Origin of the sequence: Vibrio sp. ZF 223, from assembly GCF_003050585.1 — a bacterium.
GTDB lineage: Bacteria > Pseudomonadota > Gammaproteobacteria > Enterobacterales > Vibrionaceae > Vibrio > Vibrio crassostreae.
On sequence record NZ_PIGB01000015.1, the window covers coordinates 1 to 25671 of the forward strand.

At 44.8% G+C, this 25671-nt stretch carries 25 protein-coding genes, 11 tRNA genes and 3 rRNA genes; 10 read left to right on the top strand and 29 right to left on the bottom strand.

Annotation, left to right across the window (positions count from 1 at the left end):
• From CWO13_RS23550 to CWO13_RS21475, 6 genes are all read left to right on the top strand, one after another.
• A 23S ribosomal RNA gene (locus CWO13_RS23550) occupies positions 1 to 994 on the top strand; the annotation flags it as partial.
• Between the two features lie 132 nt (positions 995 to 1126).
• Positions 1127 to 1242, top strand: a 5S ribosomal RNA gene (gene rrf / locus CWO13_RS21455).
• Positions 1243 to 1316: 74 nt separating this feature from the next.
• Positions 1317 to 1393: transfer RNA gene (locus CWO13_RS21460), tRNA-Thr, on the top strand.
• A gap of 42 nt (positions 1394 to 1435) precedes the next feature.
• Positions 1436 to 1551: ribosomal RNA gene (gene rrf, locus CWO13_RS21465) — 5S ribosomal RNA — on the top strand.
• Positions 1552 to 1581: 30 nt separating this feature from the next.
• Positions 1582 to 1658 (top strand) — tRNA-Asp (locus tag CWO13_RS21470).
• A 956-nt stretch (positions 1659 to 2614) separates the two neighbouring features.
• A complete protein-coding gene (locus CWO13_RS21475) occupies positions 2615 to 3010 on the top strand; it encodes a DUF2391 family protein (RefSeq protein WP_017060180.1) in 396 nt (131 codons plus the stop codon).
• 345 nt (positions 3011 to 3355) lie between these two features.
• Here CWO13_RS21475 and CWO13_RS21480 read toward each other — a convergent pair.
• From CWO13_RS21480 to mutY, 13 genes are all read right to left on the bottom strand, one after another.
• Positions 3356 to 3431, bottom strand: a tRNA-Asn gene (locus CWO13_RS21480).
• Between the two features lie 29 nt (positions 3432 to 3460).
• Positions 3461 to 3536 (bottom strand) — tRNA-Thr (locus CWO13_RS21485).
• Positions 3537 to 3572: 36 nt separating this feature from the next.
• Positions 3573 to 3648, bottom strand: a tRNA-Asn gene (locus tag CWO13_RS21490).
• A 24-nt stretch (positions 3649 to 3672) separates the two neighbouring features.
• Positions 3673 to 3748: transfer RNA gene (locus CWO13_RS21495), tRNA-Thr, on the bottom strand.
• 56 nt (positions 3749 to 3804) lie between these two features.
• Positions 3805 to 3880 (bottom strand) — tRNA-Phe (locus tag CWO13_RS21500).
• A gap of 235 nt (positions 3881 to 4115) precedes the next feature.
• Positions 4116 to 5741: a methyl-accepting chemotaxis protein gene (locus CWO13_RS21505; RefSeq protein ID WP_102530121.1), complete on the bottom strand. Its 1626-nt coding sequence runs from the start codon at positions 5739 to 5741 to the stop codon at positions 4116 to 4118.
• 394 nt (positions 5742 to 6135) lie between these two features.
• Positions 6136 to 6211, bottom strand: a tRNA-Asn gene (locus tag CWO13_RS21510).
• Between the two features lie 56 nt (positions 6212 to 6267).
• Positions 6268 to 6343, bottom strand: a tRNA-Phe gene (locus CWO13_RS21515).
• A gap of 7 nt (positions 6344 to 6350) precedes the next feature.
• Positions 6351 to 6426: transfer RNA gene (locus CWO13_RS21520), tRNA-Thr, on the bottom strand.
• A 74-nt stretch (positions 6427 to 6500) separates the two neighbouring features.
• Positions 6501 to 6576 (bottom strand) — tRNA-Phe (locus CWO13_RS21525).
• 103 nt (positions 6577 to 6679) lie between these two features.
• Entirely contained in the window at positions 6680 to 7813 is a 1134-nt protein-coding gene (gene mltC, locus CWO13_RS21530; RefSeq protein WP_048659428.1) for a membrane-bound lytic murein transglycosylase MltC, read from the bottom strand.
• 69 nt (positions 7814 to 7882) lie between these two features.
• On the bottom strand, positions 7883 to 8155 hold the full coding sequence (locus CWO13_RS21535) for an oxidative damage protection protein (protein ID WP_010435637.1): 273 nt from the start codon (positions 8153 to 8155) through the stop codon (positions 7883 to 7885).
• Positions 8156 to 8183: 28 nt separating this feature from the next.
• Positions 8184 to 9245 carry an A/G-specific adenine glycosylase gene (gene mutY / locus CWO13_RS21540; protein WP_048659427.1) on the bottom strand — a complete coding sequence of 354 codons (1062 nt, stop codon included), beginning with the start codon at positions 9243 to 9245 and terminating at the stop codon, positions 8184 to 8186.
• Between the two features lie 165 nt (positions 9246 to 9410).
• Here mutY and trmB point away from each other — a divergent pair, with 165 nt between their 5' ends.
• Positions 9411 to 10130: a tRNA (guanosine(46)-N7)-methyltransferase TrmB gene (gene trmB, locus CWO13_RS21545; RefSeq protein ID WP_010435641.1), complete on the top strand. Its 720-nt coding sequence runs from the start codon at positions 9411 to 9413 to the stop codon at positions 10128 to 10130.
• A gap of 185 nt (positions 10131 to 10315) precedes the next feature.
• A complete protein-coding gene (gene glsB, locus CWO13_RS21550) occupies positions 10316 to 11236 on the top strand; it encodes a glutaminase B (protein WP_108083458.1) in 921 nt (306 codons plus the stop codon).
• 111 nt (positions 11237 to 11347) lie between these two features.
• Here the strand turns inward: glsB and hemW are convergent, their stop codons facing one another.
• The 7 genes from hemW to CWO13_RS21585 form a co-directional block, all read right to left on the bottom strand.
• Positions 11348 to 12535, bottom strand: coding sequence for a radical SAM family heme chaperone HemW (gene hemW, locus CWO13_RS21555; protein WP_108083459.1), 1188 nt, complete (start codon positions 12533 to 12535; stop codon positions 11348 to 11350).
• Positions 12535 to 13134 (bottom strand): XTP/dITP diphosphatase, encoded by a 600-nt coding sequence (locus CWO13_RS21560; protein WP_108083460.1) that lies wholly within the window; start codon positions 13132 to 13134, stop codon positions 12535 to 12537. The genes hemW and CWO13_RS21560 overlap by 1 nt, the downstream gene beginning before the upstream one ends.
• Positions 13135 to 13180: 46 nt before the next feature.
• On the bottom strand, positions 13181 to 13612 hold the full coding sequence (locus tag CWO13_RS21565; RefSeq protein WP_108083461.1) for a DUF4426 domain-containing protein: 432 nt from the start codon (positions 13610 to 13612) through the stop codon (positions 13181 to 13183).
• A 28-nt stretch (positions 13613 to 13640) separates the two neighbouring features.
• Complete coding sequence (yggU, locus tag CWO13_RS21570) at positions 13641 to 13931, bottom strand: DUF167 family protein YggU (protein ID WP_009847703.1); 291 nt, start codon at positions 13929 to 13931, stop codon at positions 13641 to 13643.
• Positions 13932 to 13960: 29 nt separating this feature from the next.
• Positions 13961 to 14518 (bottom strand): YggT family protein, encoded by a 558-nt coding sequence (locus CWO13_RS21575; RefSeq protein ID WP_017067798.1) that lies wholly within the window; start codon positions 14516 to 14518, stop codon positions 13961 to 13963.
• A gap of 76 nt (positions 14519 to 14594) precedes the next feature.
• On the bottom strand, positions 14595 to 15413 hold the full coding sequence (gene proC, locus CWO13_RS21580; RefSeq protein WP_108020953.1) for a pyrroline-5-carboxylate reductase: 819 nt from the start codon (positions 15411 to 15413) through the stop codon (positions 14595 to 14597).
• 76 nt (positions 15414 to 15489) lie between these two features.
• Positions 15490 to 16194 (bottom strand): YggS family pyridoxal phosphate-dependent enzyme, encoded by a 705-nt coding sequence (locus tag CWO13_RS21585; RefSeq protein WP_108020954.1) that lies wholly within the window; start codon positions 16192 to 16194, stop codon positions 15490 to 15492.
• Between the two features lie 26 nt (positions 16195 to 16220).
• Here CWO13_RS21585 and CWO13_RS21590 point away from each other — a divergent pair, with 26 nt between their 5' ends.
• Both CWO13_RS21590 and CWO13_RS21595 read left to right on the top strand, forming a co-directional pair.
• Positions 16221 to 17258, top strand: a complete 1038-nt coding sequence (locus CWO13_RS21590; protein ID WP_048659419.1) for a type IV pilus twitching motility protein PilT — start codon at positions 16221 to 16223, stop codon at positions 17256 to 17258.
• A gap of 14 nt (positions 17259 to 17272) precedes the next feature.
• Positions 17273 to 18382, top strand: coding sequence for a PilT/PilU family type 4a pilus ATPase (locus tag CWO13_RS21595; RefSeq protein ID WP_055319637.1), 1110 nt, complete (start codon positions 17273 to 17275; stop codon positions 18380 to 18382).
• Positions 18383 to 18451: 69 nt separating this feature from the next.
• On the opposite strand, the gene CWO13_RS23535 is transcribed toward CWO13_RS21595, so the two are convergent.
• The 9 genes from CWO13_RS23535 to metK form a co-directional block, all read right to left on the bottom strand.
• Positions 18452 to 18610, bottom strand: a complete 159-nt coding sequence (locus tag CWO13_RS23535) for a hypothetical protein (protein WP_165886710.1) — start codon at positions 18608 to 18610, stop codon at positions 18452 to 18454.
• 98 nt (positions 18611 to 18708) lie between these two features.
• Positions 18709 to 19131: a Holliday junction resolvase RuvX gene (gene ruvX / locus CWO13_RS21600; RefSeq protein WP_048659417.1), complete on the bottom strand. Its 423-nt coding sequence runs from the start codon at positions 19129 to 19131 to the stop codon at positions 18709 to 18711.
• A 55-nt stretch (positions 19132 to 19186) separates the two neighbouring features.
• Positions 19187 to 19750 (bottom strand): YqgE/AlgH family protein, encoded by a 564-nt coding sequence (locus tag CWO13_RS21605; protein WP_048611435.1) that lies wholly within the window; start codon positions 19748 to 19750, stop codon positions 19187 to 19189.
• 104 nt (positions 19751 to 19854) lie between these two features.
• On the bottom strand, positions 19855 to 20805 hold the full coding sequence (gene gshB, locus CWO13_RS21610) for a glutathione synthase (protein ID WP_108020956.1): 951 nt from the start codon (positions 20803 to 20805) through the stop codon (positions 19855 to 19857).
• A gap of 9 nt (positions 20806 to 20814) precedes the next feature.
• The gene (rsmE, locus tag CWO13_RS21615; RefSeq protein WP_055319636.1) at positions 20815 to 21546 is read right to left on the bottom strand and encodes a 16S rRNA (uracil(1498)-N(3))-methyltransferase; all 732 of its coding nucleotides are present in this window, start codon (positions 21544 to 21546) and stop codon (positions 20815 to 20817) included.
• A gap of 152 nt (positions 21547 to 21698) precedes the next feature.
• Positions 21699 to 22430 carry an endonuclease gene (locus CWO13_RS21620; RefSeq protein ID WP_102321472.1) on the bottom strand — a complete coding sequence of 244 codons (732 nt, stop codon included), beginning with the start codon at positions 22428 to 22430 and terminating at the stop codon, positions 21699 to 21701.
• A 151-nt stretch (positions 22431 to 22581) separates the two neighbouring features.
• Positions 22582 to 23082, bottom strand: coding sequence for a SprT family zinc-dependent metalloprotease (locus tag CWO13_RS21625; protein ID WP_102321473.1), 501 nt, complete (start codon positions 23080 to 23082; stop codon positions 22582 to 22584).
• A gap of 80 nt (positions 23083 to 23162) precedes the next feature.
• Positions 23163 to 23960 (bottom strand): DUF2189 domain-containing protein, encoded by a 798-nt coding sequence (locus tag CWO13_RS21630; protein WP_017067802.1) that lies wholly within the window; start codon positions 23958 to 23960, stop codon positions 23163 to 23165.
• A 369-nt stretch (positions 23961 to 24329) separates the two neighbouring features.
• On the bottom strand, positions 24330 to 25484 hold the full coding sequence (metK, locus tag CWO13_RS21635; RefSeq protein ID WP_017062234.1) for a methionine adenosyltransferase: 1155 nt from the start codon (positions 25482 to 25484) through the stop codon (positions 24330 to 24332).
• Positions 25485 to 25671 lie beyond the last annotated feature (187 nt).

Here is a 25671-nt window from a genome sequence, read left to right on the forward strand (position 1 = left end):
TACTATAACGGTCCTAAGGTAGCGAAATTCCTTGTCGGGTAAGTTCCGACCTGCACGAATGGCGTAATGATGGCCACGCTGTCTCCACCCGAGACTCAGTGAAATTGAAATCGCTGTGAAGATGCAGTGTACCCGCGGCTAGACGGAAAGACCCCGTGAACCTTTACTACAGCTTGGCACTGAACATTGAACCTACATGTGTAGGATAGGTGGGAGACTTTGAAACCGCGTCGCTAGATGTGGTGGAGTCGTCCTTGAAATACCACCCTTGTAGTTTTGATGTTCTAACGTTGGTCCCTGAATCGGGATTACGGACAGTGCCTGGTGGGTAGTTTGACTGGGGCGGTCTCCTCCCAAAGCGTAACGGAGGAGCACGAAGGTGGGCTAAACACGGTTGGACATCGTGTGGTTAGTGCAATGGCATAAGCCCGCTTGACTGCGAGAATGACAATTCGAGCAGGTGCGAAAGCAGGTCATAGTGATCCGGTGGTTCTGAATGGAAGGGCCATCGCTCAACGGATAAAAGGTACTCCGGGGATAACAGGCTGATACCGCCCAAGAGTTCATATCGACGGCGGTGTTTGGCACCTCGATGTCGGCTCATCACATCCTGGGGCTGAAGTCGGTCCCAAGGGTATGGCTGTTCGCCATTTAAAGTGGTACGCGAGCTGGGTTTAGAACGTCGTGAGACAGTTCGGTCCCTATCTGCCGTGGGCGTTGGAAAATTGAAAGGGGCTGCTCCTAGTACGAGAGGACCGGAGTGGACGAACCTCTGGTGTTCGGGTTGTCATGCCAATGGCATTGCCCGGTAGCTAAGTTCGGAATCGATAACCGCTGAAAGCATCTAAGCGGGAAGCGAGCCTTGAGATGAGTTTTCCCTGACGCTTTAAGCGTCCTAAAGGGTTGTCGTAGACTACGACGTTGATAGGCAGGGTGTGTAAGTGCTGCGAGGCATTGAGCTAACCTGTACTAATTGCCCGTGAGGCTTAACCATACAACACCCAAGGGGTTTTGTGGACTCAAAGAAATACCAAACGCTTGAATGAGTTTGAAGAGACTTTTAAATCAGTTTTCCAGATTATTTTGCCTTCAGTTTTTAAAAAACTGAAAGTAAAAGCAAAATTTGCTTGGCGACCATAGCATTGTGGACCCACCTGATTCCATGCCGAACTCAGAAGTGAAACACAATAGCGCCGATGGTAGTGTGGGGCTTCCCCATGTGAGAGTAGGACATCGCCAAGCTCCAAATTTATTTTCACTTTTTAAAAAGTGAAGACAAAAAGTTTTCAGAATCGTTTTTAAACGATATTTGAATTGCTGATATAGCTCAGCCCGGTAGAGCGCACCCTTGGTAAGGGTGAGGTCCCCAGTTCGAGTCTGGGTATCAGCACCACTATTTAGTTGATTTGATTCATCAAGTTAACAACAGAATTTGTTTGACGACCATAGCATTGTGGACCCACCTGATTCCATGCCGAACTCAGAAGTGAAACACAATAGCGCCGATGGTAGTGTGGGGCTTCCCCATGTGAGAGTAGGACATCGTCAGGCTCAAATTGCTTTAAGCTGAATAGACACTGCGGAGTGGTAGTTCAGTTGGTTAGAATACCGGCCTGTCACGCCGGGGGTCGCGGGTTCGAGTCCCGTCCACTCCGCCACTTATTAGAAAGCCTAGTCTTACGACTAGGCTTTCGCCGTTTCTGGGTGTTGATAATTTGGTCTTTGACCAAGGAGTCCCGGTCGGCTACGACCCCAGTCACTCCATTACTTATAAGAAGCCTCGCTAGAAATAACGGGGCTTTTTTGCATCTAAATCATAGTGCTTCGCACGTCAGTCGAATAACTTGCACAAAAGACTTTCCTGTAGCCTACGTGTTACCCAAACCCAAACCCAAACCCAAACCCAAACCCAAACCCTACGATTAGGGTGACATCATTTCTGACTCCAGTTGTGAGTTGGCACTAGCATGACTTCAAACGCGGCTGAGTGCTCAAACACTCGAGCTATACGACGTTGTAAGTTAGGTTCATGAGACTGTTCTAATCAGCATGTCCATTTCAATACCTGTGGCTCTATAAGCCTTACAACTCATCCTACGTGCCCTGCGTTTGTGGATGTTTGCTTTATCAAGTTCAAGTATTAGCTAACAGCCCTTCGTCTACGAAACCTGATTTCTGTTCAATCTATGAATCTAGAGGGTAGTTCTGATGTGTAATTAGGAATCCATCATGGATGTTTCTGCTAAGAACACTATAGCCCTTAATGAGTCGACTTAATGCATTAAGCTTAAACCACTATTAATTGTATTGATCACCCAACCGGATTGAGATTCTCTGGTTCTAAGTGTAGGTCCTTAGGGGATGTTTACCGGTCTCTCTTCGACTCTGATGTGTTTGTTGACTCGACATGAATCTGTTGTGTTGACCACTTTACTCTGAGCATATTGATTTCTTGCTGGTTAGTTCAAGCTATGTTTTGGCTATTGCGACTAATATGAAATTAGAAAGGTCATTACTGTTTACTTGGTAGGAAGAAAATCCCTCAAGCCATCGGCGGATAGTTTTGTGATTATTTTAAGAAATAGATAAAGCCTTAAACCTAGTGGGTCGAACTATGAAATTGAGTTTTAACTTTGAAGATGCGAGCCAGATCTTTGTGGGATCTTTTGCTTTGGCCGTGCCAATTTCTTTTTCTGAAGAGGCTTGGAAGTTAGGGGAGACTTTACCTACCGCTAATCTATTGCTGTTATTTTTACTGTCTGCGGTGTTCTTAGGCTTCTATACGTATGAGAGTGTCTTTCAAAAAGATGTTGTTGCACGGTTGCCGGTGTTTATTTTCAGAATAGTTATTGCTTATGTTATGACGGCATTGGTCGTTGCTTTGGTACTGACTTGCTTGGACAAATTACCTCTGTTGAGTGACCCAGTTGTATCGATCAAAAGAGTGATTGTTATTTCAATGCCAGCCTCTATGGGCGCTATTGTAGTGGATAGTTTTGATAAAGAGTGACTTGTGTATCATTTGGATTGAAGCGCCTTACAGAGTTTTTCTAGCGCTTATTTGATTTGTTATTTAGCTTTGTCATCTCTAGGCTTAGCATTGATTTGTTCAGCCGATCTTCTCAATAATAAAATGAGTAGTAACGTACTATGAGTGACTCTTACGTGAATGTGTCGTTTGTTGTTGGACGATTTTGAAGGGAGTTAAGTGGCGAAGATTTGTAGCTTTGGATGGATATAAAAACGGTTGGTTTTTGAATTGAATATGATATTTGAAATGTGAGGGTAGTTGTATTGAGAAGTTATGCATCTTTAGATGCAAAAAAGCCGCATCAATGATGCGGCTTTTTTTAATTGGCTCCCCTTGCAAGACTTGAACTTGCGACATACGGATTAACAGTCCGCCGTTCTACCAACTGAACTAAAGGGGAATTGATTTTTTAGTCTCTAATCAAGAGAATGGTGCCGACTACCGGAATCGAACTGGTGACCTACTGATTACAAGTCAGTTGCTCTACCTACTGAGCTAAGTCGGCATCATGAATCAAAAAGCTTATGCTTGATGATTAACTTGGCTCCCCTTGCAAGACTTGAACTTGCGACATACGGATTAACAGTCCGCCGTTCTACCAACTGAACTAAAGGGGAATTATTCTTAAAGCTTTAAAGAAATGGTGCCGACTACCGGAGTCGAACTGGTGACCTACTGATTACAAGTCAGTTGCTCTACCTACTGAGCTAAGTCGGCACATAATATTTCTTTGTGCTTTATTGTTGTTGTCTAGGACACCAACAAATAAATTGTGGTGCCCGGAGGCGGAATCGAACCACCGACACGAGGATTTTCAATCCTCTGCTCTACCGACTGAGCTATCCGGGCGACGAGGTGTATTAAACGTGTTTTCGCGTTCTGGGTCAACATTAAATTGCAAAAAAAGTATCGTTTGATGTTTTTCTATACTTAGTGGGTTGTTTTTGCTCGTTTGGGGTGAAAAACCTAGGTCTAGCATGCCCTAAAAGATAGTAAAACTACGGTTAACTACACTGAATGGGCGCCGAAATAAAAAAAGCACGTATGAAAACGTGCTTTTTTATTTAAAAATTTTCTAGGGAGTTTAGTGTTTTACTTCAAACCTATTAACCCAAGCTTCTAATTCGTTTGAAAGAGAGGCAAGAGTTTGGGTACTGCTATGACTTTCTGTTACGACATTGCTCAGTTGGTTACCGCTCTCTTCGATCATATTAATACGCTTCGATATATCATCGCTCACCTGAGTCTGCTCAGCGGCCGCAGTTGCGATTTGATGACTCATTGATGAAATGGACTCTAATGCGACAACAATCTGTTGTAGTGCTTCAGAGGCGTTTTGAGACTCTGTTACGGTACTTTCACTGGTCGCGGCACAAACTTCCATGGTTTGAATTGCGTTGCGAGATCCTTCTTGAAGGTTGTTAATCATTAATTGGATTTCTTTGGTGCTCGATTGTGTTCGGCCTGCAAGGTTACGAACCTCATCTGCTACAACCGCAAATCCACGACCTTGTTCGCCAGCTCGAGCTGCTTCAATGGCAGCGTTAAGTGCCAACAGGTTAGTTTGCTCCGCTATATCACCAATCACATCCAATACTTTCGCAATGTTGTTTACATCGTTATCTAGGTTAGCGACCGCTTCGCTTGCTGTGCCTAGTTGGCCAGCTAGGCCTTGAATGTTGTCCACTGTGTTGTGAATGAGTCGTTGGGTATGCTGGCTCTGTTTATCGGCCTCATCGGTGTTGCGCGCGGTATCGCTAGCTGAATCAGCGACATTATTAGCTGAAGAGGCCATTTCGGTCATTGCTGTCGCGATCATCTCTGTTGATTGTTGTTGGGTCTCTGTCAGTTGAGCAATTGACCCAGCACGGTCTTCTACGCGCTGCAGTTCTCCCCTTAATGCCAGCATTGAAGCGTCCAGGTTTGATACCAACTCAGCCAGTGACTTACTCATTTGTTGTACGGCGTGGTAAATACTGCCGTCTGTCGCCTGAGTTTCGAAAGAGGTTTGAATTCGACCTTGTGCTACGGCTTGTACAGCTTCTCTTACATCTTTAGGTTCGCCACCAAGAAGCGCTAGCATGCGTTTAATAGATACAATTAGGCTCGATAGAATAAGACCAGCAATCACGACACAAAGGAACAGCTGCCATTGAGCGGTAGACCAGAAACGAGCGTTAACTTCATTGAACCCGATACCTGTTCCGACAACCCAGCCCCAATGTGGTGTTTTCTCTGCTATAGACAGTTTTTCTTCAATCGTTCCATCTGGCAGTTTTTGTGTCCAGGTGTACTCAATGATCTGCCCAGTACGATTACCAAGTACTCTTTGGATTAGCTGACCAACACTATTCCCGTTGCCATCTTTAAAGTCGTTAAAGCTGGTTCCGTGTAATTGAGGATCTAATGGTGTCGCGACAAACGTCATGTTCTCATCGGCTACGTAAACATATTCATTATCTTTATAGATGTTGTTACGTAGAAGGCGAGTAGCTAGTTGCTTAGCTTGCTCTTCTTCTAGAGTGCCATCAATCGCCATTTTTTCGACTTCAGTAAGGATGCTGTATGCACTCTTAAATAGCTCGGTCACGCGAGCTTTGTTGTCCATGTTGCTCGCGACTCTCAATGTCCATAAACCAGTAGCGGTCAGTGCTAGCAGGGCGATCAAGATGATGCCCGATAATAAGTAAGCTTGCGTTTTTAGTTTCATGTTTCCCCGCGCAGCGATTCAATAATTAGTATTAGGTATAGTTCATCGAATCTTAATCTAAGTCGTGTATGGCAGATATTAGAAAGATATCAAAACATGATAGAGATTAAATTTTCGAAGAAAAAAAAGTAATGAAATGGAATTCTGTTTGTTTTGATGTGACGGCTTACGGAGTTAAGGTGGGGAAGGGGATTTCTGGGATTAGTTGGTTCTGTTGGAATAGAGGTTCTTTATAGAACTTAGAATCAACTGCTGTAGTGAAGGTACTAGAAGGATATAACTCAACTTATCGAGACTGATTAAGAGTTGCGTTGAGCTGATGTGTCTATTGAATAGAGTTTGTTTTTGTTCAAACGAAAAAAAGCCAAGTCTTTCGACTTGGCTTTCTTGAATGTGGCTCCCCTTGCAAGACTTGAACTTGCGACATACGGATTAACAGTCCGCCGTTCTACCAACTGAACTAAAGGGGAATTATTTGTTTCAACATCAGGTCTATAAAGACCATTATTTGTTAAGCACCAAATAATGGTGCCTCGAGGCGGAATCGAACCACCGACACGCGGATTTTCAATCCGCTGCTCTACCGACTGAGCTATCGAGGCAAAAGAATGGTGCCGACTACCGGAGTCGAACTGGTGACCTACTGATTACAAGTCAGTTGCTCTACCTACTGAGCTAAGTCGGCACACTAAATTCTTTATGCTTTCGTCCGTGCTACCACTCCCTGTTAAAGAGTGTTGACACCAACAAATCAAATTGTGGTGCCCGGAGGCGGAATCGAACCACCGACACGAGGATTTTCAATCCTCTGCTCTACCGACTGAGCTATCCGGGCAACGGAGCGCTATTAAACGGATTTTCTGCATAACCGTCAACACCTTTTTTGAAAATAATTAAAAAAAACGTTCGTTAGTTGTTTTTTTATTCAAAAGTGAGGCTTACGTTTTACCTTGGTTAAAATCTTTCTTGAATTTTGTTACTTTTTCTAAGTATCGGCGCGACTCTTTGTTTGGGTGTTTCTTAGTAAGAGCCCAGTACGCTTGGCTAGGTTGCAGCGAGTTTAAGTCTCGCATTGCTCGTTTTCTGTCCTTACTGAAGGTGTTGAGCACGCCACCCGTGCCGCCGTTGTATGCTGAAATCATACTGTATTCGAGCGTTGTCGGATGTTTTACGTCTTTCAAATAACGATTTTTAAGGATGTAAAAATATGCGGTGCCAGCATCAATGTTGTTTTCTGGATTGAATAAATACTCTGGGCTGGGCTCTCCAGGCTTGTTCTTTACTAGTTTAAAGACATCTCGACCTGCGGTTTTAGGCACCACTTGCATCAGACCGTATGCATTTGCCCAACTCACCGCGTATGGGTTGAAACTACTCTCTGTCTTGATTATTGCGTAGATCAAGTCTTCAGGAATGTCGTAACGCTGAGATGCTCGTCGAACGATGTCGGCGTATTGGTAACTACGCTGGCTAGCGTGATCGGCTACCATTGGGATCTCAACGTAATAGGCTTTTTTAAAGTCGACTTCTTTGGTTTTTAGGTTGTTAGCGATCAGGTAATCCGCGAATTGGTTAGCGCGCCATGTCCATTGAATGGGCTTTTTATCTTGGTCTACAACTTGATTATAGAGGAAAGGTTTGCCTTCTAACTTGATGCTTTTGGAAGAGAATAGATCGACATGCGCCGGATCATCAGGCGTCAAAAGCGTTGTCATGATCGCGTTTTTGAGGTGTTTTTTAGGCTCAGTAGAGGAGACGGTTTCTACCGTTATGAGGCCTTCGCTAAAGTTTACTTCTGAACGGCTTAGGTAATTATCTATGTATTTCACATAGTTACTTTTACCGGCCATCTTTACTTCACTGCTGCCCCAGCGCTTTTGGATATTGCCAGAAAAGCTATTAATCAAAGAGTCTAGTGCTCCGGTGTCTTTTTCAAACTGACCGGGTAGCTCTGCCAAATTGCTTACAAATCGGTTGGTCGGCTCATAATTAACATCATAAATGCTTTCGACAAATTCACGGCTGCAGCCAGTTAATAACATGGCTGTTAGGAAGTAACTTAGCTTTTTCATAGTTCCTCATACAAAAATGACATCGCAGCGTTAACCATGATGTCATTAAAAATTGCTTAAATAAATGTCTTATTCGCTTGGTGGAGTATAGCCATCAATTACGACATCTTTACCTTCGAAAAGGAAGTTAACCATCTCAGTTTCAAGAAGTTTACGATGTTCAGGATCCATCATGTTTAGCTTCTTTTCATTGATCAGCATTGTTTGCTTGCTTTGCCATTGTCCCCAAGCTTCTTTAGACACGTTGTCAAAGATACGTTTACCTAAGTCACCTGGGTAAAGTTGAAAATCTAGGCCTTCAGCATCTTTTTGAAGGCGAGCACAAAATACAGTGCGGCTCATAGTGGTTCCTCTTATGGCGTTCGTTGATTCAAACGGCGTCGTTCAGTTCAAAGGGTAGGCTCTCAATAAGCTGCTTTACAGGAGCGGCTAGGCCAATTTCTTCCGGTTTTGATAAGTTATACCAGAGACCTTTAGTCCCTTCCATTATCAAATCTGGTTGTTTATCTAATTTCACTAATACTGGCGTGATATCTAAGTGGTAGTGGCTGAAAGTATGTCGAAACGCAATCATGGTCTCGATTGAATCGGTTTCACTGTCTTTGATCGAGCGAAGATCTAACTGATGTTCGATCTCTGCATTTTCATTTTGAGGGAAACAGAATAGCCCTCCCCAGATACCAGATTGAGGGCGTTGTTCGAGCCATACTTGATTGTTGTGGTACAGAATCACAAACCATGTTTCTTTTACTGGTTTTTCTTTCTTAGGTTTCTTACCTGGAAAGTCGAGTTGTTTATCAAGTTTCTTGGCTTCACACATGCTTTCAATCGGGCACAACGCACATTTAGGCTTGCTACGGGTGCAAACCATCGCGCCCATATCCATCATTGCTTGATTGTACTTATCGACATCTTTCTTCGGTGTGTGTGCTTCGGCGTGTTCCCAGAGCTGGTTCTCGACTTTCTTTTGTCCTGGCCAACCTTCAACGGCAAAGCTTCTCGCAAGTGTTCGTTTTACATTGCCATCAAGAATCGCATGAGGAAGTTTGTGAACCGAAGACAGCACTGCAGCTGCCGTCGAGCGACCTATGCCCGGTAGCGCGTTCATCTCTTCGATAGAAAGCGGAAATTCACCACCATATTGCTCAGCAACGATCTTGGCTGCTTTATGTAGATTGCGAGCTCGTGCGTAGTAACCAAGCCCTGTCCATAAGTGCAGAACCTCATCTTGTTCGGCGTTCGCTAGGTCGATAACCGTTGGAAAGCGTTCTAAGAATCGCTGGTAGTATGGAATCACCGTGGCGACTTGAGTCTGCTGAAGCATAATTTCAGATAGCCAAACGGTGTAGGCGGTTTTGTTTTGTTGCCAAGGTAATTCTTTACGCCCGTAGGCGTCATACCACTTTAATATGGCGGTTGCGAAAGGAGTCACGACATGCTCTATGCTTTGCTATTATTAGAAGCGAAATTGCACCACACTTAACGTTGGATGTAAAACAGACAAATTGTGTGGGAATTTATCCACGGAAAGACTTGCACCGAAGGCAATTCTTTGGATAATCCCCGCTTTGATTAATCAATGTGCAGGCAAAAATCAATGAGTGAAGTGACCACTAACGAATATACTGAAGACGGCAAACTGGTTCGTAAGATCCGTAGTTTTGTTCGCCGCGAAGGCCGCTTAACAAAAGGCCAAGAAAACGCGATGAATGAATGTTGGCCAACAATGGGTATCGACTACAACCCAGAGCTTCTTAACTGGAAAGAAGTATTTGGCAACGATAACCCAGTTGTACTAGAAATTGGCTTCGGTATGGGTGCATCACTGGTTGAAATGGCAAAGAACGCACCTGAGAAAAACTTCTTAGGTATTGAAGTTCACAGCCCAGGTGTTGGTGCTTGTTTAGGTACAGCGCGTGATGCTGGCGTAACTAACCTGCGTGTAATGTGTCACGATGCAGTAGAAGTATTTGAACACATGATTCCAGATAGCAGCCTGCATACACTGCAACTGTTCTTCCCTGACCCATGGCACAAAGCTCGTCACCACAAACGTCGTATCGTTAAGGCTGAGTTTGCAGAAATGGTTCGCGGTAAGCTTCAACTTGATACTGGTATTTTCCACATGGCAACAGACTGGGAAAACTACGCAGAGCACATGATTGAAGTGATGAACGTTGCTCCAGGCTTCGAGAATATCGCTGAAGATGGTGATTACATTCCTCGCCCAGATGAGCGTCCACTGACTAAATTTGAAGCTCGTGGCCACCGTCTTGGTCATGGTGTTTGGGATATTAAGTACAAGCGTACTAAGTAATTATCGAGCACAACAAGTGAAGGTAAACCTGCTTTAGGTTAAACCTTACACTTTGTTGGATTGATTAAAGCCAACATTATTGTAATGTTGGCTTTTTTGTCCTTAGGCTTTTATTGCGATAAAGGTTTAAGGACAGAAAGTAATGTTAGAACCCTACAAAAATAACAATATAGAAGTAAGCATACATGAAACCAACTCAAGCTATTTTAGCCGAGATTTTAGACGAAGTTCGTCCCCTAATTGGTCAGGGAAAGGTTGCTGATTATATCCCTGCATTGGCTCGCGTATCGAACCAGAAACTGGCGATTGCGGTATACACCAATGAAGGTGATGTGATTCAAGCGGGTGATGCAGAGGAAGCCTTTTCTGTGCAATCCATCTCTAAAGCCTTGAGCCTGACATTAGCTATGGTGTTATACAAGCCTGAAGAGATTTGGCAACGCGTAGGCAAAGAGCCTTCTGGCCAAGCCTTTAACTCTATGATTCAGCTTGAGATGGAGCATGGGATTCCCCGTAACCCGTTCATTAATGCGGGCGCAATTGTCGTTGCAGACCTACTACAAAGCCGCTTATCTGCGCCTAGACACCGCTTATTGGAGTTTGTGCGTCAGTTGTCGGGCGACACCCATATAGTCTATGACAAGATAGTAGCGGCTTCAGAAATGATGCACAGCGATCGTAATGCGGCTATCGCTTACTTGATGCGTTCATTTGGTAACTTTGAAAATGATGTTATCCCTGTTTTGAATAACTACTTTCATGCCTGTGCGCTTAAAATGACGTGTGTGGACTTGGCAAAAACCTTTAGCTATTTGGCAAACAAAGGTGTGTCGGTTCAAACCAAGAAAGAGATCATCACGCCAGTTCAAACCAAGCAGTTGAATGCTTTGCTTGCGACATGCGGTTTGTATGATGGGGCTGGTGAGTTTGCTTACCGTGTTGGGATGCCAGGTAAATCGGGTGTGGGTGGCGGTATTATCGCTATCGTTCCTGGCGAAATGACTATTGCGGTGTGGTCTCCAGAGCTTGACCCTTCTGGTAACTCTTTAGCAGGTACTAAGGCGCTAGAGTTGCTTTCTGAGCGAATTGGTCGTTCTATTTTCTAAGAGAAAGATGCGAGCACGGACTTCGTCCTGTAGAACGCTTCGCTCCGAGAGGGGGCTATAAAATAAAAAGGGTTGGCCCTAAAACCAACCCTTACACAATATCTCTCGAATCTATTCGTCCTCTTCTGCCATAAAAGCTTCCAGCAAATCGTTGAGGAATAGCTTCCCTTTTTCTGTTATCTGCCAGTGAGTGTCGGTTTCATTCAAGTAGCCTAGCTCTTTTGCCCATTCAATAGTTTCTTGAATCGAGTCAAAACCAAGCCCAGTCGTATCGATAAAATCTTGCTTTGGACATGCTTCCATTAGCCTAAAGCGGTTCATGAAGAACTCAAAAGGGCGGTCTTCATTGGGCACTTCAAATTCGTCTGATAGATAAGGCTTCACCATGTTCTGGTACGCTGCTAGGTAGCCTCTAGGATGCTTAACCTTAGTGGTGCGAACAATGCGCCCATCAGCAAAGCTCAGCTTGCCATGAGAGCCACAGCCAATACCTAAGTAGTCACCGAAGCGCCAGTAGTTGAGGTTATGTTGGCATTGATATCCAGGCTTGCTGTAGCCTGAGATTTCGTACTGTACATACCCTGCGTCTGCGAGCTTCTTATGGCCTAGGTCGAATATATCCCAAAGGTCATCATCGTCAGGTAGCTTTGGCGTTTTATAATAGAACATGGTGTTAGGTTCTATTGTTAGCTGATACCAAGATAAATGCGGAGGATCGAGCTCGATCGCTTTGTCTAAATCAGACAGTGCCTGATCAATGCTCTGATCGGGTAAGCCGTGCATTAAGTCTAGATTGAAGCTATTCAATTCAATTTTATGCGCTAAATGAGCGGCATTCACAGCTTCGTCTTGACCATGAATACGCCCAAGTCTTTCAAGCTTATCTTGCTCAAAACTTTGCACACCCACCGAGATTCGACTCACTCCTGCCTTTTGGTAACCTGCAAAACGCTCAGCTTCGATAGTTCCCGGGTTGGCTTCCATGGTGATTTCTATTTCAGGTTTGAACGGAATACGTTGCTCAATACCTTGTAGTAACCGCCCGATGCCTTCAGGAGAGAATAAACTCGGAGTTCCTCCACCTATAAAGATTGAGTGCAATGGACGAGGCATACCATTGAGCTGATATTTTTCGATATCGGTATCGAGATCCTCAAGCAGTGCATCGATGTACTCTTTCTCTGGGATCTCGGCTTTGAGGGCGTGAGAGTTAAAATCACAATACGGACACTTTTGTACACACCATGGGATGTGGACATAGAGGCTAAGTGCGGGTGGTATTAGCGCTGCATTGTGCATTACAGAGCTTGCTCCTTGAGAGTCTTTAATAGTGACGCAAGCGCTTTACCACGGTGTGATAGTTGCTTCTTACGTGAAGATTGAAGCTCTGCTGATGCGCAGTTATCTTCTGGAACAAAGAATACGGGATCGTAGCCAAAGCCATTCTCACCATGTTCTTCGGTAAGGATGCGACCTTCCCATTTCCCGTGACACACTAGAGGTGTTGGATCATTCTCGTGACGCATTAGCACCAACACACAGTGGAAACGCGCAGTACGCTTTTCAGTTTCGACACCTTGCATCGCGTTTAGCAATTTTTCGATGTTCTGTTTATCGGTTGCCCCTTCACCTGAGTAACGCGCTGAGTAGATGCCCGGAGCACCATTTAAGTAATCAACCTCTAAACCTGAGTCGTCAGCAATCGCTGGCTGTCCTGTTTCTTTCGCGGCGTGGCGAGCTTTGATGATGGCATTTTCAATGAAAGTTGTCCCCGTTTCAGCGACTTCTGAAACGTTAAATTCACTTTGTGCGACCACGTCAAAGCCAAACTCAGACAGAATATCTGCCATCTCGCGAACTTTACCTTGGTTGCCTGTTGCTAAAACAATCTTGCTCATGGGAATGTGACTCTAATAAGTGAATAAATGAAAAGTAAGGGATAGCTTACTCTTCTATATAGAATTTCTGTGTGAAGCGCAGTGGGCCAGTGCCTTTCAAGCCTGCGTTAACATCGATGTTAAAGGTGATGTTCTCTTCGTGAGTGATAGGGAACTCAGCAAGGTAATAAATCGCATCACCTTCTTTGATTTCTCGAAACTTCAAAGTTCGGGTGTTTCCAACGAGGTTCTTCGTTGTTCCCGTAATTTTAGCCGTTGTAGCAGGCTTGCCTAGGGAAGCCTTGTCTAACACGCTGATGTTGAGGATTGCTGAGTATCCATTTCGCTTAAGTTTGTATTGCTTAGCGACTTGCGCAGTTAGAAACGTGGAATTAAAAGCCGAGTAGTGAACCTCGACATCTTTGATGTTTTTAAACTGCCCTGCCCAACTAGGTAGGGCAATAAGAGCAGTGAGTAGTGCTGTAATCCATAGACGCATAGTGACTCCAATAAATAGCAAAAAGCCATCATAGGATGGCTTTGACTTCAGTTGGGATTTGGCTTGGCGAGCATATTCGAACTTGCTTATGCCGACCGAGCTCTCCCTTCTCTATCTTAATTTGCCCTTTTGCGACCTTAAACTGTTTCGCTAAGTATTTCGCTAAATGGGCATTGGCTTTGCCATCTACCGGTGGGGCGGTAATGGCAATTTTTAGTTCCTCACCATGCAAGCCAACAATTTTGTCTCGGCTTGCTTTAGGTTGGATATAGAGCCTAAGAAGAATATCGTCTTCCTCGGCCCAAACCGCTTTTGGCATCGTCAAAGTACCTGATGTTTGTACTTGAATTATAGCTGATACCAAATAGGACCAATCATGTCGCCCATTAGGAAGTTCGCAAATTGCAGAACAATGAACAGAACCAGTACGCTTAGGTCGAAACCACCCATGTCCGGAAGGATACGGCGGATAGGCACTAACATTGGTTCAGTCAGTTGATGGAATACGTACTCGATTGGGCTACGACCTTGGCTTACCCAGCTTAGGATTGCACGGATAAGTAGAACCCAGAAAATTAAACCACCAGCCGCTTTGAGCAGAGACAGTGCACCAAAGATTAGGAAGCTAATATCGAAAACGGCAGCGCCGCCAGAGATAATCAGGTTTAGCGCAACGAACTTAAGTACACACAGCACATAAGCAAAAACAACCGTCGCAAGATCAAGGCTGCCGATTGACGGAATAACTCGGCGTAGTGGGGCAACAACCGGTTGTGTCGCTTTTACGATGAATTGTGAGAATGGATTGTAGAAATCTGCACGTGATGCTTGTAGCCAGATACGCAAGATCACAACCATGATGTAAAGATCAAAAACAGTCGAGATCAGAAAGCTCATCGAGTTCATATTGTTTCCTTTTTCGGATTTACTTGCCGCTTAGATATAACCTGAGCGGCAAAATGCTTGTTTACCTTGATTGGTACTAAAACAGTTTTTCCATCTCTTCAGCTCGAGCAACCGCCGCTTGCATGGCTTTGGCTACGATGTCTGATAGTTGATGTTCATTAAACGTGCGTAGTGCTTCTGCGGTCGTGCCGCCTTTTGATGTCACTTGTTCACGCAGTGTTGATAATTCAGTCTCTTGGTTTGCTACCACCATCTCTGCCGCGCCTAACGCAGACTGCTGAACTAATTTACGAGCGGTTTCTTGGTCGAAGCCTTGGTTGACTGCTTCTGCTTGCATCGCTTCCATAAACAGGAAGAAGTAAGCCGGAGCACTACCCGCCGCCGCAATAATGTTATTGATACCAGACTCTTGCTCAACCCAGCTTACTTCACCTACAGCTTGCATCAGCTGAGAAGCAAAGTCTTTATCATCTTGGCTAACGGTTGAATCGGCATAAAGACCGCTCATCCCCTTCCCAAGTAGTGATGGCGTGTTTGGCATCACACGAACAAGGTTTAGCTGGCAGTTTAACATCTCATTGAGTCGATTCGCATTAATACCCGCGGCAATTGAGATAACCAGTTTGTTGCTGAAGTCGATATCTTGTAAGGGCTTACATACATCAGCCATCATTTGTGGCTTCACGGATAACACAACAACGTCTGCTTGCTCTGCTGCTGCAATATTATCGCTGGTGGTATTGATGCCGTATTCTTGTTCTAACGGCAACCTTCTGGTTTCTGAAGGTGCGGTTGCCGTAATCTTTTGCGTTGGGTAACCACTCGCGACTAAGCCCGCTACAATTGAGCGAACCATGTTTCCCGCCCCAATAAAGGCGATGTTCTTATGTTCCATATATAAAATCCTGAGCGTGTCGCTGCGCGGATAAGGCGAAGCGGTATCAATACTTGTCGTTGGTTAGCTACTACGGCTATTTCGCGTAATCACGAGCGCCGAAAATAGCCGTTCCAATACGAACCATTGTGCTGCCAGCCTCAACTGCTGCATCCATATCACCACTCATTCCCATCGAAAGGGTATCAATGTCTGAATACTTCGCGGATAACTTATCTTTAAGCTCTGCCAGTTGAGAGAAAGCATTAAGCTGTGATTGATAGTCAGAGACGTTTGCAGGAATCGACATCAATCCTCTTAAGGTGAGGTTAGGGAGCGACGAAATCAACTCCGCAAGTGCAAAAACTGTCTCTTCTGAGGTTCCTGACTTGGACTCTTCACCACTGGTGTTTACCTGAATCAGCACCTGTAGAGGTGGAAGTTCGCTTGGACGTTGATCATTAAGTCTTTGTGCGATCTTATCGCGATCAACGGAATGTACCCATTGGAAGCTTTCCGCAATTGGACGAGTTTTATTGGACTGAATTGGACCAATAAAATGCCACTCTAAATTTAGGTTAGAATGTTGTTCTGAAAAGTGTTTTACTTTATCAACACCTTCTTGAACATAGTTTTCACCAAAGGCAACTTGGCCTCCGAGTGCGGCTTCTAGAATCGCATCAATAGGTTTAGTTTTGCTGACTGCTAAAAGTTGCACGGACTCTGGAGCTCGTCCGCACTTTTGCTCAGCACTACGAATCTGTGAGGTGATTTGTTCGATATTTTGTTGAATACTACTCATAGCTGACTTTACTTAAGGGAAAATAAATGGATATCACTGAGTTACTAGATTTTAGTGTAAAGCATAACGCGTCAGATCTACATCTTTCTGCGGGTGTATCTCCAATGGTACGTATAGATGGTGAAGTAAGGAAGCTTGGAATACCAGCTTTGAGTCATGCTGATGTGCACCGTTTAGTTTTTGAGATCATGAGCGACTCGCAGCGCGGCGAGTTCGAGGAAAAACTGGAAGTCGACTTCTCTTTTGAATTACCCAATGTTGGTCGCTTCCGTGTTAACGCTTTTAACCAAGCTCGTGGTTGCTCAGCTGTCTTTCGAACTATCCCTGTAGAGATCCCAACTTTAGATCAACTAGGTGCGCCTGAAATCTTTGAAAAGATTGCCAACTACGAAAAAGGTTTAGTGCTCGTTACTGGCCCAACTGGCTCTGGTAAATCAACGACCCTTGCGGCGATGGTTGATTACGTAAACCGTAACCACAACAAACATATCCTGACGATCGAAGACCCGATTGAATTCGTTCACACCAACAATAAATGCCTTGTTAATCAGCGTGAGGTCCATCGTGATACTCACAGCTTTAAAGCGGCGCTGCGCAGCGCGTTACGTGAAGACCCAGATGTTATCCTTGTTGGTGAGCTTCGTGACCAAGAGACGATCAGCTTAGCGCTAACCGCAGCGGAAACCGGTCACTTGGTTTTTGGTACCCTACATACCAGCTCTGCAGCAAAAACGATTGACCGTATCATTGATGTTTTCCCTGGTAGCGATAAAGACATGGTGCGTTCAATGCTGTCTGAATCGTTACGATCGGTGATTGCACAGAAGCTGCTAAAACGTGTAGGGGGTGGTCGTGTGGCTTGCCATGAAATCATGATGGCGACACCAGCGATTAGAAACTTGATTCGTGAAGACAAGGTCGCTCAGATGTATTCGATCATTCAAACGGGCGCAGCACATGGCATGCAAACCATGGAGCAAAACGCGAAGCAGCTGATGGCTCAAGGCTTGGTTGACTCGGAAGAGGTTGAGAAAAAAATCGAAATTGAAACCTCAATGTTTTAATCAAGGTGCACATAATGGAATTGAATCAAATCCTTGAGGGAATGCTGTCTCAAAAAGCGTCCGATCTTTATATCACCGTCGATGCGCCTGTCTTGTTCCGTGTCGATGGTGAACTACGACCGCAAGGCGAGAAGCTGAATTCGGTTCAGGTCGCTCAACTACTTGATGCGATGATGGATCAAGACCGACGTGATGAATATCAGCAAACGCGTGAGGCTAATTTTGCCATAGTGCGTGACTTTGGGCGTTTTCGTGTCAGTGCATTCTTTCAACGAGAGCTACCTGGAGCGGTCATTCGACGTATCGAGACTAACATCCCAACCTTTGAGCAATTAAAGCTTCCAGATGTACTGCAGGACCTTTCAATCGCTAAGCGCGGACTTGTGTTGGTGGTTGGGGCGACAGGCTCTGGTAAATCGACCTCAATGGCTGCGATGACTGGTTATCGCAATACCAACCGCTCGGGGCATATCTTGACGGTTGAAGACCCAATTGAATTCGTTCACGAACATAAAAAATGTATCGTGACTCAACGTGAAGTTGGGCTCGACACCGAGAGCTATGAAGTCGCACTTAAGAACTCGTTACGTCAAGCGCCAGACATGATCTTGATTGGCGAAATCCGTAGCCGTGAAACCATGGAATACGCGATGACCTTTGCTGAAACGGGTCACTTGTGTATGGCAACTTTGCACGCCAATAACGCTAACCAAGCGTTAGAACGTATTCTCCACTTGGTACCGAAGGAACAAAAAGAGCAGTTCTTGTTTGATTTGTCGATGAACTTGCGTGGTGTGGTGGCTCAGCAATTAATCAGAGATAAGAATGGCAGCGGTCGCCATGGTGTGTTTGAGATTCTACTCAACAGCCCTCGTGTGTCTGACTTGATTCGTCGTGGTGAACTACATGAACTGAAAGCAACCATGGCAAAATCAAAAGAGATTGGTATGCAGACCTTTGACCAAGCTTTATATGATTTAGTTGTAGCAGGCAAGATCAGCGAAGAGGATGCGTTTCACAGTGCTGACTCTGCTAATGACTTACGTTTGATGCTAAAAACCAGACGTGGCGATGATGACTACGGGACTGGTGCTTTGGCCGGGGTAAAGATAGACATGGGTTAGGTTGAATGCCTAGTGTCTGGTGCCAATAAAAAACCCGCTGAGATGCGGGTTTTTTGTAAAGTGAATAAATTAGTGATTAGCAAAACGGTTGTTGTCGTTCGAGTAGCCACGCTCTTTCTCTAATTTAATTTTAGTTGGATATTGTTCGCCAGTGTAACCCGCTGAACCACCCATTGAACTGCATGCTGAAATGGTTAGAGCGGTGAAGATTGCTAGAAAAATTTTCATTTGAACTCCCACGTTCTGATTTTGAATTGCATCGACATTACGGCGTGAAATTCGTGTGGGATCACAAATTAGTTCAAATTTTGCTCACTTAATTTTCGTTACGAATATTGCGCTTCAAACCAGCTCTCTAAAATGACGACTGCAGACTGGTTATCTACATTGCCTTTACTTAATGCTTTATAGCCACCCATGTCAAAAAGATCGGCTCTTGCTTCTGCAGTCGATAGCCTCTCATCATGCAGTTCAACATCAACACCAAAGCGCCCTTTAAGGCGGTTAGCGAACTTCTTCGCTCTAGGTGTGATGGTGGCTAGATCTTTGCCATGAAGGTCGGTAGGAAGGCCAACCACAATCAGGTTCGGTTGCCACTCCTTAATTTGCTTTTCGATATCGTCCCAGTTAGGAATTCCGTCTTTGGCTTTAAAGGCTTTCAGTGGGCTTGCTGTGCCTGTGATTTCTTGTCCTATCGCACTGCCGATACTTTTTGTACCGTAGTCAAATGCCATAATTGTTCGTGACATGGGGGTTCCAAATTTATCTGTGTTTGAGAGTGTCTGTTTATTTAGCTGATTTGAGCTAGGCGTGACCAGCGTCTGCTGAAAGCTGAGCCGCATTAATGCCTAACATCTGCACGGCGACTTTCCAGCGGTCAGAAATCGGTGTATCGAAGATGACCTTTGGATCGGCTTCAACGGTTAACCATGAGTTCTCGGTAAGTTCGGTTTCTAGTTGTCCCGGTTCCCATCCTGCATACCCAAGTGCGACTAAATAATTCATCGGCTCATCTTCTGTGCCCAACACCATCAAGATATCTTTTGAAGTAGTCACTGAGATTTGATCTGTCATGTTGATGCTGGATTGATAGCTGCCTTTAGGTTTGTGCAAAATAAACCCACGGTCTTCTGCGACCGGCCCACCGTTCAATACTGGCTTATCAAGACTTGCTTGGTTGGATTTCGGCTGCTCAGAATCAACCTCAACTTGTTTAAGCATGCTTCCGACAGTGACATCGATAGGGGCGTTGATCATTAAGCCCATCGCACCTTCGTCGTTGTGCTCACAAAGGTAAATTACCGAATTTTGAAAGTAGGGATCTTTCATTCCGGGCATAGCAACCAGAAAGTGGTTCGTTAAATTCATAGAGCCTCCTGCCAGTGTGTTCCCAGTAAAGGAAAAAGAGCGGCGTGAAGCCGCTCATTGATTCTGTGCCGTTTGCGAATAGCTAAGGCTTTCTTTAGTTTAGGCTATTTAGCGTTAACGCGACGCTCGATTGCGTCCATTAATTTACCTGTTACCGAAATATCAAAAGCAGCTTCAATTTCACGGATACAAGTAGGGCTGGTCACGTTAATTTCTGTCAGCTTGTCGCCGATAACATCCAGTCCGACAAAGATTAAGCCTTTTTCTTTTAGTGAAGGAGCCACTGATCGTGCAATAGCCCAGTCTGTTTCACTTAATGGACGAGCTTCACCTGTACCGCCAGCGGCTAGGTTGCCGCGTGTTTCGCCTTTAGCTGGAATACGAGCTAGGCAGTAAGGCATTGGCTCACCGTCAACCACAAGAATACGCTTATCACCATTGCTGATGTCAGGAACAAAGGTTTGTGCCATTGCGTAGTTTTGACCATGGTTGGTCAGCGTTTCAATGATCACCGATACGTTTGGATCGCCTTCCTTCACGCGGAAGATAGACGCACCACCCATACCATCAAGTGGTTTTAGGATCACGTCACCATGCTTCTCACGAAACTCTTTAATCTTTTCAGCTTTACGAGTCACGATGGTAGTTGGTGTTAGCTCTGGGAACCAAGCCGTGAACAACTTTTCGTTACAGTCACGTAGGCTTTGTGGCTTGTTTACGATCAGTGCGCCGTTTTCTTCAGCACGCTCAAGAATGTAGGTCGCGTAAATGTATTCAGTATCAAACGGAGGATCTTTACGCATCAATACTGCATCTAAATCAGATAGCGCGATAGTCTGTTCTGACTTGAATTCATACCAACCGTTTGGGTCTTCCTTTAGTTCTACAACCTTAGTGTCAGCAATGGCTACGCCTTGATCTAAGTGTAGATCATCCATTTCCATGTAATGGATTTCGTAACCACGACGCTGAGCTTCAAGCATCATGGCAAAGCTAGAGTCTTTTTTGATGTTAATGGATGAAATTGGATCCATTACGATGCCAAGTTTGATCATTTTTTTCTCCTAGCCTAGATCGCCAAAACGGACTTGTAAGGCAGTAATTGCGGTTAGAGCAGCTGTTTCGGTACGAAGTACACGTGGGCCGAGTAGCGTCTCTTCAAATTTGTATTGCTCTGTCATGCCGATTTCTTCAGCCGACAAGCCACCTTCAGGACCAATCAATAGGCGTACCTTGCTGATAGGTTCTGGAAGGGTGTTAATTGAGTACTTTGCTCGAGGGTGCAGGTTTAGCTTTAGTGCTTCGCTTGGTTCGCTGCACCATTCTTCAAGCTGCATAATTGGACGAATGACTGGAACCGTATTACGGCCACACTGTTCACACGCCGCGATAGCAATCTTTTGCCACTGTGCGAGTTTTTTCTCAAAGCGTTTTGTATCAAGTTTAACGCCACATCGCTCTGAAATTAGAGGGGTAATGGTGTTCACACCAAGCTCAACCGATTTCTGAATGGTGAACTCCATTTTGTCACCACGTGAAATCACTTGGCCTAAATGTAAGTCTAACGGAGATTCGCTGCTGCGCTCGATGCGTTCAGAAACATTAACGGTGACATTTTTCTTTGACACTTCAGTGATTGTCGCTGGAAATTCAGCACCACTGCCATCAAATAGAAGGACTTCTTGGCCTTCTTTCATGCGAAGGACACGACCAACATGACCCGCGGCATCTTCGCCTAAAGCGAGTGAACCTAACTGATGAATGCGTTCTGGGTGATGGATACGAGGGATTCTCATGCTGGTAAACCTATAAATATGTTCATTTGGGTATTTTGTCTCTGCCTAACATGGATGCTTTTGGTTGAAAAAACAAGGGTAGAGCAAGAGTTTCAGGGGCAATTCTGAAACTCTTGTTTGAGATAGTTGGAATGTTGATTGTACGAGTGACGTTATTTACAAGCAGGGTAAACAAATGGGTTGTGATTTCCTTGGATGGCATAGATTCGCTCATCCCGAGTACATTCCCACTTGTCGACAGGAAATTGCTTGTTCCACGCCATCATCAGGTTGGTTTGCTGCTTAGATAGCTTGAAGCCATACTCTTGGCTCATGTAAAGGTAGGTGCGCGCGATAGAGCCTTTTGCTCTGTCTGGCGGCATCACCTTACGCTGCTTGAAGTTGACCTGCATTTCGCACTGACCATAGCTCACGCCATCCATTCCATTCCACTGGCTGAAGTTGTAGTTCGAACGGTCACCATTTACTTCACCGATAGCTGGCGTTAGGTTGTGGAGATCGGCTTCCATGGACTTGAATACTTTGTCATTGCGAGTGCAGTTCTTGCGCCCGCCATCTTGCCAGCACTGACGCTGGTGGCCGAATTGCCAAGCTGGAACCACGTGTTCCCACTCAATTCGACTCGCTCGCTTTTGTTGTTTTCGGACTTGATAACCACAGCCGTCAAGGTCGGGAATCCCTTTCTTTTTGTCCTTCCATGTAATGTCACAACCACAATAAAATGAAGTCGGGTGGTCGAGATAAATCTTCACCGCTTCTCTTTTTGCTTTGGAGAATGAGCTCAGTGGTGCGGCGAAAACGCTTTGGGTTACCAGTAGGCCAAATACTATTGATAAGTAAAAAGACACAGGTAGGCCAAATGCTTTGATGGTGAGTTTTTGCATAGAAAAAGACTGATAAAAGTATGATAAACATCAGTCTAGCACTCAAAGGATGAGTTTCTCCATTACATTTCTATCATCAACTTAATCGAGTGTTGCTTTCTGAAATAAAAAGGATGGGGTTACCAAATCGAATAGGTGCGAGTCTAGGACTTTAGCTGAGCTGTGTGCCTGTGAAGGATAAGGTTTGATAGCACAGCTGGCAGCGATAGGTCGATTGATTTCGAAGCACTTTATTGTGTCGTCTGATTGATAATGGGTAAGTGGTGCACTCACATCGATATTCAAAGGTTTTCCCTTGAACTGAAGCTATTTCAAAGCTGTGAGTTGTTTTGGCTGGAACGTTGAATACCTTTTCCATCACGTATTTCCACTCGTTTCCGTGAGGCCTAACACGTCCGAAAACCTGATGCGTGATTAGGTGTGCTAGCTCATGCGGCACAACTTCGTTGATGAAGGCGTCTTCATTTTCAGAAAATAGTACGTGGTTGAGCTTAATTTCGTTGAGCTGAAGGTAGGCCTTTCCCGCTGCTTTACCTCTTAACTTGAAGGTGATAGTTGGGTGTGGAAATTCACGAGAGAAATGTTGATTTGCGATAGCTAGGCACTCGGCCAATTTCTTATTTGCTCGATGTTGTTGCGGGGTGTAAGACAAACGTTGTTAACTCCAAATAAAAGACCTCAGCGTTTAAGCCAAGGCCTCATCATAACATTGCTTTTTGATCTAGCGATGCTTTACACGTGATGTTTTTTCTTAATGATCTCGTGATAAGCGTGCCATGTACCATAACCAAGTAGCGGCATGGTGACGATCATTCCGATGCCGTAGGTGGCAAAACCCACCAGAATACCGGCACAAATAATACTTGCCCAAACCACCATTGCAGGAATGTTCGATTTCACGGCATTAAAGCTAGTGAAAATTGCGCTCATCACATCAACGCGTCTCTCCATCATTAACGGAATTGAAAATGCTGAGATGCTAAATATGAGGCTTGCGATAACAAAACCAATCACAGAACCCGTAATTAAGAAGGGAGCGAACTCAGCCAATGGTGCGCCTTGCACTGAAGGGTAGAGCGCGTGCAATAACGCAGCGATACGCATCCAGAATATCATCGCAACCATCAACACAATCGCAAAGGCCCATTGGTGGGTGGAGTTGCGAGTGATGGCTTTCATTGAGTGGAGTAGGCTGGCGTTATGGCCTTTTTCTCTTTCCCAAGCTGCGTCATACAAGCCTAGGGCAAGAAACGGCCCTATCAGCATGTACACGATCAGGCTTGGCATCACGACTAAGTGTGTTCCTTGCCATTGGACAAGTTGAACAATCGCAATTGCTGCTCCCATAAAGCACAATCCGTAAAATGCGCTGATTAATGGCATTCTTACTAAGTCATGCAGAGCAAGCGACAACCAATGAAAGGGTGCGGAAATACTGATTTGGTTGCAAGGAATGGTGCGAGCGTAATCCTTATCGCTAACCTTGTGTTTTTTATCGTTCAGTTCGGATGGGTGCGCGGTACGAGGCATAGATCCCCCTAGTTAAATAACGTCCTAGTTATAATTCCATAAGGCTCATCGATGTGGCTTGTGTGAGAGTTATGGTGTTTGAGCTAAATTGCTCTTTGTCATCCCAGTTATTGTTCTAGCGTGCATTTAACGAGTGTTATCAGACTGAATTAATTTAAGTTAAATGTGAGCTTGATCGCCTAGGAGTTACCTTAACTATTGTCAGTAGTGCTAGAAAACACAAATTATCAGCGGCTTTTTATACTAAGTGGTTAACGGTAAAGAAGGGCGTTGGAGAAGGGTATTGTGAGTGAAAGTTCGGTAAGTACATAAAAATAAAGCCCTTACTAAGCAGTAAGGGCTTTAAAGAAACAAATCGCAGTGGCTAAATTATTTTAGGCCAGCGAAGTCCGCAAGGATTGCTGCTTTGTCAGTCGCTTCCCAAGGGAACTCTTCACGACCGAAGTGGCCGTATGCAGCAGTTTGCTTGTAGATAGGCTGAAGAAGGTTCAGCATCTCTTGAAGGCCGTATGGACGTAGGTCGAAGTTTTGACGAACTGCTTCAATGATGATTTCGTGCGCTACTTTCTCAGTACCGAACGTTTCAACCATGATAGATGTTGGATCAGCAACACCAATAGCGTAAGACAGTTGAATCTCACAACGATCAGCCATGCCAGCAGCAACGATGTTTTTCGCAACGTAACGAGCCGCGTAAGCTGCAGAACGGTCAACTTTTGATGGATCTTTACCTGAGAATGCACCGCCACCGTGACGAGCTGCGCCGCCGTAGGTATCAACGATGATCTTACGACCAGTTAAACCACAGTCACCCATTGGGCCACCGATTACGAAACGGCCTGTTGGGTTGATGAAGAAGTTAGTATCTTTGTTGATCCACTCAGCAGGAAGTACTGGCTTGATGATTTCTTCCATTACTGCTTCGCGTAGGTCAGGCGTTGTTACTGAATCACAGTGTTGAGTAGAAAGAACAACAGCATCGATACCAACGATCTTACCTTGGTCGTATTGGAAAGTAACTTGAGATTTCGCATCTGGGCGAAGGAAGTCAAGTTTACCGCTCTTACGTACTTCAGCTTGCTTCTTAACAAGAAGGTGAGAGTAAGTAATTGGAGCTGGCATTAGGATAGGAGTTTCGTTAGTCGCGTAACCAAACATGATGCCTTGGTCGCCTGCGCCTTGCTCTTTAGGGTCTTCTTTATCAACACCTTGGTTGATGTCTGGAGACTGCTTACCAATTGTGTTTAGAACAGCACAAGAGTCAGCGTCAAAGCCCATATCAGAATGAACGTAACCAATTTCACGTACTGTTTCACGAGTGATTTCTTCGATATCAACCCATGCAGACGTTGTCACTTCACCGCCAACCATAACCATGCCGGTTTTAACGTAAGTCTCACAAGCAACACGTGCTTTTGGATCTTGTTCCAAGATGGCATCAAGAACAGCATCAGAGATTTGGTCTGCAATTTTATCTGGATGACCTTCTGAAACAGATTCAGAAGTGAATAGGTGCTTAGCCATGAGAGCTCCACTTTTAAGTTTTTGGTGTAAATAGTTTATGGCGTCGCAAGCTAGGAAGCGCCGCCATTAAATACAGTATATTTTGTAGGTGTTTCTACATCTAGACGGCTATTCTAAATTCCAGCGGTCGAATTACAAGCTCTTTTTTATGATATGTCATAACTAATCGTTTGCGTATCGATCGAGA